Below are 13,956 nucleotides of genomic sequence, written 5' to 3'. Positions count from 1 at the left end.
TGAAACAGAACTCGCCCTTGCTGTTGCCGCCCTCATGGCCGACCAGATCGATCTCGACAAAACCGGGCACGGCATCATCCCACTCGGCCCAGGTCCGCATCGGAATGGAGTCCTTCAGCAGCGTGCCGGGCTTGGTATGGGACCGGCCCCGCGGATCCAGTTTCGCCCGGTCAGCCTTCAGGCGCCGGTCGATCGTGGCCGGGGCAATCCGCAGCAGCAATGCCGCCGTCACGTCATCGATGTCCAGCTCACCGAGCCAGCGCAGCCGCGGGACCAGGTCCGGCAAGGCCGCCGCCAGCAGCCGCCCACACGGAGTGCCCTGCACAGCCCAGCAGAACCGCACAGCCTCCAACACCGGTTCCCCGTAGACCGGCGGCCTCGGTGACCGCGGTTTCACCGCCTTGAGCACCAGCCGCTGCCGCAGAGCCCGGCGGGCATGATCGCGGTGCCACCCGGTCGAAGCGCACAACTCATCCAGAATGATCTTCTTCTCCGCCCGTCCGGCTCTCGCATACCGGGTGGCTGTGGCCTTCGTGAAAACCTTACGTTCACTCATCGAAAGTTGCTCCATGCCTCAGCGTGCCGGGCCGGCAATCACCGCCCCGGCAGACACACCGCTACGCGGACATTCTCAAATGATTCTTCGAATGCCGCTACGCGGACATCTTTAATGAGTCAACGCGTTGACTAGTATTTCCAGTCATTCCAACAATAATGGAGGAAGGCGTCACAGACGCACATCGTTTATCAGGGGATCTGCTTTGGGAAGTAATGAATCCGCAGTAACAGCGTTCGAGTCCGGGCCAACGGCATACACCCGCGAAGCGGTTGAAGGCCTGAAGTCCAGGCCCACCGCGCGGGTACTGATTATTGGCGGCGGTATCAATGGTGTCGGCACATTCCGCGACCTGGCACTGCAAGGCGTCGATGTCGCGCTTGTCGAGCGGGGGGATTACTGCGCAGGTGCAAGCGGCGCGTCCTCGCACATGATTCATGGCGGAATCCGGTATTTGGAGAATGGCGAATTCCGGCTGGTGAAGGAATCAGTCCAGGAACGCAATGGTTTGCTTCAAACGGCCCCGCATTACGTCAAACCTTTAAAAACGACCATTCCCATCTATTCGACTTTTTCCGGCATTCTTTCGGCACCGCTTCGTTTCCTCACCCACCGGCAGGGTAAACCGACCGAGCGCGGTGCCTTGCTGATAAAGCTGGGATTGAGCATCTATGACGCGTTCTCCCGCGGGGGAGGAATGGTTCCCCGGCACCAATTTGCCGGCAAGGCCCGTGCGTTGAAGGAGCTGCCTCAGTTGAACCCAGGGATCAAGTACGCGGCCACGTATTTTGACGCTTCTGTACATAACCCTGAACGTTTGACTCTTGATGTGCTCCGGGACGGCGAGTCGGCAAACATGCATGCCAGAGCGTCGAACTACGTCAACGTCGTCTCTTCCGGATCAGACGGCGTCGAACTCCGGGACGAATTGACGGGGGAGACCTTCAGCTTCGCCGCCGATGTCGTCATCAACACCACCGGAGCCGGGGTGGACCAGACGAACGCAGTTCTTGGATCACCGTCGCAATTCATGGGTGGGACCAAGGGTTCGCATATTGTCCTTGACCATCCGGAATTGCTGGATGCCTGCTCCGGACGGGAATTGTTCTTTGAACACACCGACGGGCGGATCGTACTGATTTATCCCATCGGTAACCGGGTCCTGGTGGGAACAACGGATATCGACGCCGGCGATCCCGGCCAAGTCGTCTGCACGGACGAGGAAATCGATTACTTCTTCGACCTGATCGGCCACGTGTTCCCCTCCGTGCCGGTAAGCCGGGATGACATTGTCTACTCCTTCTCCGGAGTCCGGCCACTGCCGCGGCACGATGACACACAACCAGGTTTTGTATCCCGCGACTACCGGATAGAACGCCGGGACGTCGAGGGCCCGGACGGGACGGTCACCACGCTCAGCCTGGTCGGCGGCAAATGGACCACCTTCCGCGCCCTGGCCGAACACATCACCAATGACGCCCTCGCCCTCCTGGACCGCACGCGCAAAGTATCCACAGCCGGCCTGCCCATCGGCGGCGGCCGGGACTTCCCCTCCACAACCACAGACGCCGAAGCGTGGGTGCAGGGCCATACTGCTCCCTCCGTCCCCGCGGAACGGGTGCGGGTCCTTTTGGAGCGCTACGGTACCCGCGCCGCCGAAGTCATTGAATTCCTCCAGACGGTGCAGGACCAGGCGTTCCATTCCACCGACGAGCTGAGCACCGGCGAGGTGCTGTACATGGTCGAACACGAGCAGGTGGGCCACCTGACCGACGTTCTGATCCGCCGCACCTCGCTCGCCTTCCGCGGTCTGGTCACCGCCGAGTTGCTGCATGAACTCGCCGCGGTGCTGGCGTCAGCACTGCACTGGGACAACACCCGCCGGAATTACGAAGTCGAGTACGCCCAACGGGTGCTGAGCCAGACCCACGGCATACATGTCCAAAGCTTGATCGCCTGATCCATGAGGAACGGGGGAGCAGGATCACCACCATCCGGGCGCCACATCCGGATGGTGGTGAGTACGTGCGGTAAGGGACCGGTATGGCCAGTCATCCGCACAGCGGTTCCACAGACTGTGGAGCGGTTGGTAACGTCGGTAAACCGACAAAACTAGAGGAGTCAAAGATGTCTCTGTGGGAAGTGTTCTTAGCCGAGTCATTCGGCACCGCCATGCTAACGCTGCTCGGTTGTGGTGTTGTCGCGAACGTAGCCCTGGCCAAGACGAAAGGCAACAACGGCGGGTTCCTGATGGTGACCTTCGGGTGGGGCTTCGCCGTCTTCGCCGGCGTATTCGTCGCCGCTCAGTCCGGCGCACACATCAACCCGGCGGTGACGGTGGGGCTGTTGGCCAATGGAGCCGCCGAGTACGCACCGGGAGTCGCCGTCACATTGGCGAGCACGCTGGTCTATTTTGCGGGGGAGATGGTGGGAGCGACCATCGGTGCGGTGTTCTGCTGGCTGGCGTACAAGCAGCACTTCGATGAGGACCTGGATCCAGCCGCAAAACTGGGCGTTTTCTCCACCGGTCCCTCGATCCGGTCCACACCATGGAACCTCGTAACTGAGTTCATCGGCACTTTCGTGCTGGTTTTTGTCATCCTGATGTTCGGGGGTTCGCCAAACGAACTGGGGCCCCTTGCCGTAGCAATTCTGGTGGTCGGCATTGGTGTTTCCCTCGGTGGTCCCACCGGGTACGCCATTAATCCCGCCCGTGACCTTGGCCCCCGCATCGCCCATGCCTTCCTGCCCATCAAGGGCAAGGGCAGCAGCGACTGGTCCTACTCCTGGATCCCGGTCGTCGGACCACTTCTGGGCGGTGCGGTCGCTGGCCTGATGGCACCGATCATCGCCTTCACACCGGCCGGCTGACAACAACGCAAGCACCAAATCAACCACTGACTGTGGGGCCGGGCAGGCACCGGTCACAGCAGAATTCCTATCGATACAGAGGAGTACGATATGTCTGAATATGTAATTGCCATCGACCAGGGAACCACCAGCAGCCGTGCGATCGTTTTCGACCACGACGGCAAGATTGTCTCCAGCGGCCAAAAGGAACATGAGCAGATCTTTCCGCATGCCGGCTGGGTCGAACATGATCCGGCGGAGATCTGGGTCAATACCCGCGAAGTGATCGGCAATGCCCTGTCCAAGGCCAACCTGACCCGCCACGACATCGTGGCTGTGGGTATCACCAACCAACGCGAAACGGCTGTGGTCTGGGACAAGAACACCGGCGAACCTGTCTACAACGCCATTGTCTGGCAGGATGCCCGCACCCAGTCCATTGTCGATAAACTGGCAGCCGACGGCGGCGCGGACCGGTTCAAGGACAAGGTGGGCCTGCCGCTGGCGACCTACTTCTCGGGCACCAAGATCAAGTGGATCCTGGACAATGTCGAGGGCGCCCGTGAGCGGGCCGAGGCAGGAGACCTGATTTTCGGCAACACCGACAGCTGGGTGGTCTGGAACCTGACCGGCGGAACGGACGGGGGAGTGCACATCACCGATGTCACCAACGCGTCCCGGACGATGTTCATGGATCTGAAGACCCTGCAGTGGGACGACGACATCCTGAAGGTCTTCGGTGTTCCGAAATCCATGCTGCCGGAGATCAAGTCCTCCTCGGAGGTCTACGGCAAGGTCCACGGCAACCAGTTGCTGCGCGAAGTACCCGTGGCTGGTATCCTCGGCGACCAGCAGGCAGCCACCTTCGGCCAGGCCGCGTTCGAGAAGGGCGGGGCAAAGAATACCTACGGCACCGGCAACTTCCTGATCGTCAACACCGGCGAGGAGATTGTGCACTCCAAGAACGGATTGCTCACCACGGTTTGCTACAAACTCGGTGATGCCAAGCCGGTCTACGCCCTGGAGGGCTCCATCGCGGTCACGGGTTCGCTGATCCAGTGGCTGCGCGACAACCTGGGACTGATCAAGACCGCCCCCGAGGTGGAACAGTTGGCCGAAACAGTCGAGGACAATGGCGGTGTCTACATTGTTCCGGCGTTCTCCGGGCTGTTTGCGCCGTACTGGCGCGGTGACGCGCGTGGCGCCATGGTCGGTCTGACCCGGTTCGTGAACAAGGGCCACATCGCCCGTGCGGCCTTGGAAGCGACAGCATTCCAGACCCGGGAAGTGCTGGATGCAGCGAATGCGGATGCAGGGGTGGATATGGAGGACATGCGGGTCGACGGCGGCATGGTCGCCAACGACGCGCTGATGCAGTTCCAGGCTGACATCCTGGGCATCCCGGTGATCCGTCCGCAGGTGATTGAAACGACGGCGCTCGGGGCGGCCTACGCCGCAGGGCTCGCCGTCGGCTTCTGGGACAGCACCGACGATGTGACCGCCAACTGGTCGGAAGACAAGCGCTGGGAACCGCAGATGGACGCCGGCGAGCGCGACCGCCAGCTCAGGCTCTGGAAGAAGGCCGTGACACGGACCTTCGACTGGGTCGATGAAGACGTGAAATAGCCCCTGTTCAAAGGTTAAAAATCAGGGCCGTTCTCCCCTGCGGAGAACGGCCCTGATTTGTCCTGCCCAGGCGGCCCGCACTGCTGGAGCCCAAGGCAGAACTGATCAGTCCTGCAACACTTTATCCGTAATCTTGTCCGGGTTGCCGAAGCGGTGGGCGGTAATGCTCACTGCCTGTTCATGCACAAACGGCAGCATTTCCAGCCGGCCGGCAGCCGTGACTTCACCGGCGTAGACAGCGAGATCCGGGTCTCCCTCGGTCGCAGCGCACAAGGCACCATAGCCGCCGCCGATCAGGCGCACCCGGCCATAATGCAGTTGCCCGGCAGCGGCCCGCTTCAGGAACCCATCATCGGTTTCCATGGTCAAGTTGACGCAGGCCTTGGGCAGCGCGCCGACCAATTCCTCCGGCAGCACATGTGCCGTACTGACCTCGAAGTCCGCCCCCGACCGCGCGGCCGCGACGATGATTCGCACCAGTTCGGTGGTGGTGCCGGCTTCATTCAACCGGACGGTGACGGGGGTCGGCAGATAGCGGAACTCATTCCGCTCAAGACCCAGTGCCGAAATATCAACGTTGCGGCCGAACGTCGACTCATAGTGGGCCTGGTCCGCCACCACAGCACGGGCCAGGAAAGCCTGGTCGGCGTCGTTGAACAGCATTGAGTGCATGATGGCAGCCACTGCAGGGGCAAGTTCCACGTCCGTCAGGGCTTCCCCCGCCTCGGCGTGGCCATATTCCGGCAGGTCTTCCTTGAACCAGTCCACCAGGTGAATCAGGTAGTTGGGTCCGCCTGCCTTCGCGCCGGGGCCAACCGATGAGCGCTTCCATCCGCCAAAGGACTGCCTGCGGACAATCGCACCGGTGATGCCGCGATTGATGTAGAGGTTGCCCGCCTGGACCTTGTTTAGCCAGATGGGAAGCTCGTCCGAATCCATGGTCTGCAGTCCGGCCGTCAGTCCGTAGACCGGCGCATTCTGCAGTTCGATGGCCTCCTCCAGGGTCTTGGCGGTCATCACGCCGAGCACCGGCCCGAAGAACTCGGTGAGGTGGAAGTAGCTTCCCGGCTTAACGCCGGTCCGGATCCCCGGGGACCAGAGCCGCCCGGTGTCGTCAAGCTGCTTTGGTTCGACCGCCCAGGATTCGCCCACATCGAGCGTGGTCAAGGCATCCTTCAGTTTGCCTTCGACTGGCTCGATAACCGGGCCCATTTCCGTGGTCGGATCATCCGGGTATCCCACCTGCAGGGAGGAAACAGCATCCACCAACTGATTTCGGAACCGTTCGGAATAGGCGGCCGAGCCGACCAGGATCACCAGGCTGGCTGCGGAGCATTTCTGCCCCGCGTGGCCAAATGCGGACCGGGCAACATCGTCGGCGGCCAGGTCCAGGTCAGCGCTGGGCGAGACGATAATGGCATTCTTGCCGCTTGTCTCGGCCAGCAACGGCAGGTCATGGCGCCATGACCGGAACAGCTTGGCGGTGTCGTAGGCGCCGGTCAGGATGACCCGGCCCACGGCCTCATTCGCGATCAGGTGCTGCCCGACAGGTCCCTCTTCGACGTCGGCAAAGAGCAGAACGTCCTTGGGAACCCCGGCAGCCCACAACGCCTCAACAACGACGGCGGCACAGCGCTTGGCCTGCGGCGCCGGCTTGACGATCACTGAACTGCCGGTGGCCAGCGGGGCGAGCATCGAACCGGCGGGAATGGCGACCGGAAAATTCCACGGCGGAGTCACCACTGTCAGGGGAACGGGTTCGTACCGTGCGCCCTCCACATTCTCGAGTTCTTCCGCCTGGAGCGCGTAGTAGTTGGCGAAGTCCGCAGCTTCGCTGACCTCCGGGTCCGTTTCGCTGATGGTTTTACCGGCCTCGCTCGCGGCGACCTGGATGAGTTCGCCGCGGCGCCCGGCAATTTCCTGAGCGGCCCGCCGCAGGACCTTGGCGCGCTCATATCCGCCGAGCCCGGCCCATGACTCCTGGCCCTTCAGGGCAGTTTCGACAATTGTGTCGACATCTTCCTTGCTCTCCAGCCAGGAGTCCGCCACGAGTTTCCCGCCCAGCGTGCAACCGGGTACGCCATCGAGGATCTTACGGCCCCAGTCACGGATATTCGGCAATGATGAATCCGAGTCCGACTCGTTCTTGAACTCGCCGGATTCCAGTTCCACCGCGCGGTCCGGTTCCTGCCGGCGCTTGCGGTCCGGAACGACCGTGTCGACATGGTTCAATGAGGCGAGGAAACGCTGCTTCTCCCGTTCGAACAATGTCGGTTCGGAGGTCAATTCGAACACCGCCGACATGAAGTTCTCATGGCTGGCGTTCTCTTCGAGCCGGCGCACCAGGTAGCTGATGGCGACATCGAACTGCTCAGGATGGACCACAGGGGTGTAGAGCAGGAGCGAGCCGACTTCGTTACGGACCTCCTGGGCCTGTTCTTCAGCCATGCCGAGGAGCATCTCGTACTCGACCCTGTCCTCGACCCCGCGCTGGAGCGAGAGCAGTCGGGCGAAGGCTAAGTCGAAAAGGTTGTGTCCTGCCACACCGAGCCGGACGGCTTCCATGTTCTCCGGGCGCAGCGCCCAGTCCAATACCCGTTTGTAGTTTGTATCGGTGTCCTGTTTGGAATCGAAGGTCGCCAGGTTCCAGCTGTGGACAGCGGCGTCGACCTGCTCCATCGGCAGGTTTGCCCCCTTGACGAGACGCACTTTGACGCTCTTGCCGCCGTCGGCCACCCGTTGCTTGGCCCATTCGGTCAAATCCTGAAGCGCTCCCAGCGCGTCGGGCAGGTATGCCTGCAGAACGATGCCGGACTCGAAGTTCAGCAGCTCCGGCCGGGACAAGACCCGCTTGAAGACCGCCAGCGTCAGGTCGAGGTCATGGTATTCCTCCATGTCGAGGTTGATGAACTTCGGCGTTGGGGCATCGAGCGCCATCTTGTACAGCGGGATGAGCCGCTCGGCGACCTTCTCGACTGTTTCGTCGAACGCCCACATATTCAGCCGGCTCACGACCGAGGAAACCTTAATCGAAACGTAGTCGACGTCGTCGCGCGCCAGCAGCTTCCTGGTGCCTTCCAGCCGGGCGTCCGCTTCCGACTCACCGAGCACCGCTTCGCCCAGAAGATTGAGGTTCAGCCGGATGCCGCTGTCTTCGCCACCCTTGAGTTTGGTGATCGCGGCACCGAGCTTCTGCGGTCTGGCGTCGACAATGAGGTGCGCCACCATCTCACGCAGCACCCGGCGGGCGACCGGCACGACCAGCCATGGAGCTGCCGGGCCGATGACGCCGCCGAGCTTAACGGCGTAGCGCATGTACCAGGGCAGGAATCTGGGCGCATTCCTGGCCAAATTGGACAGTTCATGGGCCGCGACGGCGAGGTTCTCGGGGCGGATCACCCTGTCCACGAACCCGATCGTGAAGTCCAGGCCCTCGGGGTCCTTCAGCACTTCTGCCAGCAACGCAGCCGACCGTGACGCCTTCGCCGACGTCAGCTGTACGGAGGTGGGAGCTGTCATATCGTCGGGCAGATGCAGCCAGCGGCGGACCATGCTGACGACGTCATCGGCAAGGTCCACAGGCCTCGGTTCCGCAGGTTCAAAAGAATTCGTCATAGATCGACGATAAACCGAGATGGGTCATATGAACCACCCGGAGCCGATAATGCACGATCCTGCGCTAAAGTAGCCATATGAAGATGCTCCTGCTTTGCTAGCCTAACGCGGTACGTTCCGCGTTGGGTGCCCCTCCCTGACGAGGGGCTTTTGTGTGTCCACACCGTTGCAGTAAACGGTGGATGCGGCAGGGGAGGATTTGAATGAATTACGAGCACAGAGTCGAGGCATTTGTGAGCGCGCAGCCGGATACGGAACAGCCTGCAGAAGGCACCTACAGTTTTGCCGCGATGGAGGCCAGATGGCCGGCCATCTGGGATGAACTCAAGGTCTTCGAACCGCTCGACGACGGATCCCGGGAGCGGCGGTACGTCCTCGATATGTTCCCCTACCCCTCGGGTGATCTGCACATGGGCCACGCCGAAGCGTTCGCCATGGGCGACGTCGTCGCACGGTACCTGCGCCAGTGCGGCTACGACGTCCTGCACCCCATCGGCTGGGACTCATTTGGCTTGCCCGCGGAGAACGCCGCGATCAAGCGCGATGCCCACCCCGCCGAGTGGACCTACACCAATATCGATACCCAGGCGGCGTCGTTCCGGCGCTACGCCATCAGCGCCGACTGGTCACGCCGGCTGCACACATCCGATCCCGAATACTACCGGTGGACCCAGTGGCTGTTCCTGCGGTTTTACGAAAAGGGACTGGCCTACCGTCGGAATTCAGCCGTCAACTGGTGTCCCAGGGACCAGACCGTGCTGGCGAACGAACAAGTTGTCAACGGCGCCTGCGAGCGGTGCGGAACCCAGGTCACGAAGAAGAACCTGAACCAGTGGTACTTCCGGATCACTGAATACGCCGACCGCCTGCTGGAGGATATGGACCAGCTCCACGGACACTGGCCGGAGCGCGTTCTGGCTATGCAGCGGAACTGGATCGGCCGGTCCGAAGGTGCCCATGTGAAGTTCGACGTCGAAGCATCAGGTGGCAGGGGCGCCCGCAGTGTGGATGTTTTCACCACCCGCCCCGACACGCTTTACGGCGCCACCTTCTTTGTCGTGGCCGCCGATGCCGATCTCGCTGTAGACATCGTCGCCGACGAGCATCACGACGATCTGATGGCCTACCGGGAGCAGATCAAGTCATTGTCGGAAATCGAGCGGCAGTCCACTGAACGGGAAAAGACCGGGGTCTTCCTGGGCCGGTACGCCGTCAACCCGATAAACGGGGAAAAGCTGCCGGTGTGGGCGGCGGACTACGTGCTGGCCGAATATGGCACCGGCGCGATCATGGCCGTGCCCGCCCACGACCAGCGCGACCTGGACTTTGCCCGCGCCTTCAACCTGCCGGTCCGTGCGGTACTGGATACCGGCGAACCCGATCCTGCAGAGTCCGGCGTCGCCACCGCAGGTGAAGGCACCGTGATTAATTCCGGTTTCCTGGAGGGCCTAAGCAAGACTGAAGCCATTGCCGCCGCATCATCGCGGCTGGAGGAAACCGGTGCCGGGGAGACGACGGTCAACTTCCGGCTGCGCGACTGGCTGCTGTCCCGGCAGCGCTTCTGGGGAACGCCGATCCCCATCATCCACTGCGGCACCTGCGGAGAAGTTCCGGTTCCGGATAACGAGCTGCCGGTCCGGCTCCCCGAGGGGCTGCGCGGCGAAGCACTGTCTCCCAAGGGAACGTCCCCGCTGGCGGCTGCCGAGGACTGGGTCAACGTGCCATGCCCCAAATGCGGGGCACCGGCCACGCGCGATACCGACACAATGGACACCTTCGTCGATTCGTCCTGGTACTTCCTGCGCTTCGCTTCTCCCGAATTCACGAAGGGCCCCTTCGACATCGACGCGGTGAACCGGTGGCTGCCGGTCGGCCAGTATGTCGGCGGCGTCGAACATGCCATCCTGCACCTGCTGTACAGCCGGTTCTTCACCAAAGTCCTGCAGGACCTGGGCATGGTGGACTTCAACGAACCCTTCAGAGCGCTGCTGAACCAGGGCCAGGTCCTCAACGGCGGAAGAGCGATGAGCAAATCGCTCGGCAACGGCGTCGACCTCACCGAGCAGCTGGACAAATACGGTGTCGACGCCGTCCGGCTCACCATGGTCTTCGCTTCACCGCCCGAAGACGACGTCGACTGGGCGGACGTATCCCCGTCCGCGTCAGCGAAGTTCCTGGCACGCGCCTGGCGGCTTGGCCAGGACGTCACCAGCTCCACCGACGTCGACCGTTCCACTGGTGATCAGGCGCTGCGTGCCATCACACACCGTACCGTCGCGGATGCGGCTGAACTGCTCAGCAACAACAAGTTCAATGTCGTCATCGCCAAGGTGATGGAACTGGTCAACGCCACCCGGAAGGCCATCGACAGTGGCCCCGGCGGCGCTGACCCGGCTGTTCGCGAGGCGGTCGAGACGGTGGCCATCATCCTGAGCCTGTTCGCTCCCTACACCGCCGAGGATCTGTGGGCACAGCTCGGCCGGGAGGCATCAGTGGCTGCCGCCGGCTGGCCCGAGGTTGAGGAAGAACTCCTGGTTGAGGAGACCATCACCGCCATCGTCCAGGTGCAGGGGAAGGTGCGCGACCGCCTGCAGGTTCCCGCCAACATTGGCGAGGAAGAACTCCGCGCCCTTGCCTTGGATTCGGAGGCCGTCAGCCGCAGCCTGGACGGACGGGGTATCCGCACCGTCATCGTACGCGCGCCTAAACTGGTCAATATCGTCCCCAGCTAGACTGCAGTCCGGCTGCCGTGGGGCGGTGCGTGCGCGTTCAGACAGGGAGCAGGTATGAAATGGCTCGATCTGATCGCTTCGCGCCGCCCGGAACAGGTTCAGGATAAACCGGACGACGACGGCGCCAACCTGCCGCCCGTGCCAGAGCAGCGCATCGCTGTTGTCACGGATTCCGCGGCGGCGCTGCCTGTTCCCTGGCTCAATGCAGCGCTCGCGCGGGGCGCCTTTCATGTTGTGCCAATGCCGGTCATGATTGCGGAGGAGATCTTCGGCGAAGGCGTCGATGACCTTGACGAGGCGCTGTGCATGGCACTGGCCGAGGGCAAGCCGGTCCGCACGTCGCGGCCCTCACCCGGCCAGTTCAAGCGCGTCTACGAACTGCTCGCCGAAGCCGGCTGCTCCGGGATAGTCTCCGTTCACATTTCGGCGGGACTGTCCGGAACCACTGACGCTGCGCGATTGGGCGCCGCATCCGTCCCCATTCCGGTGGAAGTGGTGGACACGAGGACTGTGGGAATGGCCCAGGGTTTTGCAGTTCAGGCGGCACTGGCAGCCGCCGGGCATGGTGAAAGCCTTACCCGGACTGCTGCCGCCGCAGTCGAAGCCGCAGCTGAGTCCGTGGTCTACTTCTATGTGCCCAGCCTGGAACAGCTCCGCCGCGGTGGCCGAATAGGTGCTGCCGCCTCATGGTTGGGAACGATCCTGGCCGTCAAGCCCATTCTTGCAGTGCGCGACGGCATGGTTGTCCCTCTGGAGAAGGTAAGGTCTGTGCCCCGTGCGGTCGCACGGCTCGAAGAGCTGGCGCTGGATGAGTTTGAGCAGCGGGATCCGCGGCACCGGCAGTGGGCCGTGCACCATTTCGGAAACCGCCAGCTTGCCCAGGAACTATCAATGCGCCTGCGCCTGCGGAGCGGGGAAGGACCGATACCGCAGCTGACCGCGCTTCCGGCGGTACTGGCGGCCCACGCTGGTCTGGGAGCCTTAGTGGTGGTCGTCTCCGGCGGGCGCCTCGAGCCAACTCCTGACCACTCCTCCTCCACATGACGGGTCCGAGGGGACTAAGCCCACATAGCGCGCCTGCTCCGTTGGCTCCGTCCATCGGCCGCCATAGCGTGAAGGCATGGGCAGGCATGACTGGGTAACACGGCGCAATTCCCGCTCCCGCTATGCCGTCCAGCTGGAACCGTCTCTTCGGCCCGAACACGGATTAATTCCGGACCTGCCCACTACCGCCCGGGCTGCGGGACCAGACCAGGACGACCCGCAGAACCGCCGCACACGCTGGAAAATCGGTTCCGCCGCGGCATGTGTCGCGGCCGGGCTGACACTCGGATTGGTATTCACCCTCTGGATCGGCGGCGCCTTTGGAGAGCCTGTCCGGAATGTCACCGAGGTCAAAACCGGACCAATGACTACTCGCTCCGGCTCCTCCTCCTGGGAGACCGCTGATTATCCCGGACACACCACCGGAACTCAAGCGAAGGGGGCGGGTTCCCCGGTCCCTTCGGCGGCGGAGCTCGCTCCAGCGGGAATCCAAGCGCCCGCGGCAGCCAAGCCCACGCCAAGACCAGTCCGGATCGTGGTCCACGTCGCCGGAGCAGTTAAGGAGCCCGGAATCGTCAGTCTTGATAAGGGCAGCCGCATTCATGAAGCAATATCGGCTGCCGGAGGCGCCGCCACGAAAGCGCAGTTGAGCGCGGTTAACCTTGCGGCGCAAATTCAGGACGGTCAACAGCTGTATGTGCCAACCCGTGCGGAAGTGTCTGCCGGGCCTGCGCCTGCACCTCCTGGATCAGGAGCAGCAGAAGGGGCGCTGCCGGGCACAGCCGGAAGTGCGGCCGGTGCCGGGGAGGAGCCGCCCACGGTCAACATCAATACCGCCAGCGCCGAGCTGCTCTCCACACTCCCGGGCGTGGGACCGGTGCTGTCGGGACGGATTGTGGAATGGCGCGAAGAACATGGGTCATTCGCCACCGTTGACGAGTTGGATGCCGTATCAGGAATAGGAGAGAAGATGCTGGCGACCCTCCGGGAGCTCGTGACGCTGTAGATGAGCCCGACATCGAGGTGGCAACGATTCGTCGACGCGGCCACGTCGGCGCAGCGGGTGGCAATACCTCCAGCAGGGGAGGATAATCCGGGTTCAGGAAGGGTTGAACGCCAAGGGCTCCGGCAGGGCACGCGCCGGCAGGACGGTCCGGCCAGGGCCGTTGCTGCCGTCACCGCAATGATGGCGAGCGGAGTCCGCCGGCTGACCGCCGTCGAAAAGGACGGTGACGATCACCGGACCGAGCGCACGTGGGACCTGAGGCTCGTTCCGGCAGCTCTGATGGCGTGGTCCGCCGCCATCGTCTTCATTCGGGTCGGCCCTGTCTGGGGATACTGTGCAGGATCCGCCGCACTCCTGGCGGCAGCAGTTGCCCTGGTGCTGGGGCGACACCGGCGGGATGCCGCGGCGATTGTCACGTTGACTGTTCCGCTTCTCTGTCTGGCCCTTGTCACCTTCTCTGCCGCGGAGAAGGCAGCGGAACGAACGGCTGGACCGATTGGCGAGGCTATCCATAACGGCTCGACAGT

Annotated in this window: 7 protein-coding genes and 2 pseudogenes; 7 read left to right on the top strand and 2 right to left on the bottom strand. The window is 62.9% G+C overall.

Going from position 1 to position 13,956, the window contains the following annotated elements; genetic code table 11:
* Positions 1–556, bottom strand: a pseudogene (locus Y707_RS0108700) (integrase); the annotation flags it as partial.
* A gap of 205 nt (positions 557–761) precedes the next feature.
* Between Y707_RS0108700 and Y707_RS0108695 the strand changes: the two are divergent.
* From Y707_RS0108695 to glpK, 3 genes are all read left to right on the top strand, one after another.
* Positions 762–2,516 (top strand): glycerol-3-phosphate dehydrogenase/oxidase, encoded by a 1,755-nt coding sequence (locus tag Y707_RS0108695; RefSeq protein WP_026534794.1) that lies wholly within the window; start codon positions 762–764, stop codon positions 2,514–2,516.
* 167 nt (positions 2,517–2,683) lie between these two features.
* Complete coding sequence (locus Y707_RS0108690; protein WP_026534793.1) at positions 2,684–3,427, top strand: MIP/aquaporin family protein; 744 nt, start codon at positions 2,684–2,686, stop codon at positions 3,425–3,427.
* A 90-nt stretch (positions 3,428–3,517) separates the two neighbouring features.
* Positions 3,518–5,032 (top strand): glycerol kinase GlpK, encoded by a 1,515-nt coding sequence (gene glpK / locus Y707_RS0108685; RefSeq protein WP_026534792.1) that lies wholly within the window; start codon positions 3,518–3,520, stop codon positions 5,030–5,032.
* Between the two features lie 105 nt (positions 5,033–5,137).
* Here glpK and Y707_RS0108680 read toward each other — a convergent pair whose 3' ends face one another.
* The gene (locus Y707_RS0108680) at positions 5,138–8,647 is read right to left on the bottom strand and encodes a proline dehydrogenase family protein (protein WP_026534791.1); all 3,510 of its coding nucleotides are present in this window, start codon (positions 8,645–8,647) and stop codon (positions 5,138–5,140) included.
* Positions 8,648–8,850: 203 nt separating this feature from the next.
* Between Y707_RS0108680 and leuS the strand changes: the two genes are divergently transcribed.
* From leuS to Y707_RS31385, 4 genes and pseudogenes are all read left to right on the top strand, one after another.
* The gene (leuS, locus tag Y707_RS0108675; RefSeq protein ID WP_051441797.1) at positions 8,851–11,379 is read left to right on the top strand and encodes a leucine--tRNA ligase; all 2,529 of its coding nucleotides are present in this window, start codon (positions 8,851–8,853) and stop codon (positions 11,377–11,379) included.
* A gap of 54 nt (positions 11,380–11,433) precedes the next feature.
* Positions 11,434–12,423 (top strand): DegV family protein, encoded by a 990-nt coding sequence (locus Y707_RS24550; RefSeq protein ID WP_051441796.1) that lies wholly within the window; start codon positions 11,434–11,436, stop codon positions 12,421–12,423.
* Between the two features lie 76 nt (positions 12,424–12,499).
* Positions 12,500–13,429 carry a ComEA family DNA-binding protein gene (locus Y707_RS28920; RefSeq protein ID WP_051441795.1) on the top strand — a complete coding sequence of 310 codons (930 nt, stop codon included), beginning with the start codon at positions 12,500–12,502 and terminating at the stop codon, positions 13,427–13,429.
* Positions 13,430–13,956: pseudogene (locus Y707_RS31385) on the top strand (hypothetical protein); the annotation flags it as partial.

It is taken from the genome of Arthrobacter sp. H14 (assembly GCF_000520495.1).
Taxonomy (GTDB): Bacteria; Actinomycetota; Actinomycetes; order Actinomycetales; family Micrococcaceae; genus Arthrobacter_C.
The sequence above is the reverse complement of the archived record's forward strand: the minus strand, read 5'-3'. Positions and strand labels throughout refer to the sequence as shown.

Bases quoted from the DNA above. Each gene is read 5' to 3' on its own strand.
- Y707_RS0108690 (WP_026534793.1), top strand. From the start codon at position 2,684: ATGTCTCTGTGGGAAGTGTTCTTAGCCGAGTCATTCGGCACCGCCATG.
- glpK (WP_026534792.1), top strand. From the start codon at position 3,518: ATGTCTGAATATGTAATTGCCATCGACCAGGGAACCACCAGCAGCCGT.
- Y707_RS0108680 (WP_026534791.1), bottom strand. From the start codon at position 8,647: ATGACGAATTCTTTTGAACCTGCGGAACCGAGGCCTGTGGACCTTGCC.
- leuS (WP_051441797.1), top strand. From the start codon at position 8,851: ATGAATTACGAGCACAGAGTCGAGGCATTTGTGAGCGCGCAGCCGGAT.
- Y707_RS24550 (WP_051441796.1), top strand. From the start codon at position 11,434: ATGAAATGGCTCGATCTGATCGCTTCGCGCCGCCCGGAACAGGTTCAG.
- Y707_RS28920 (WP_051441795.1), top strand. From the start codon at position 12,500: ATGGGCAGGCATGACTGGGTAACACGGCGCAATTCCCGCTCCCGCTAT.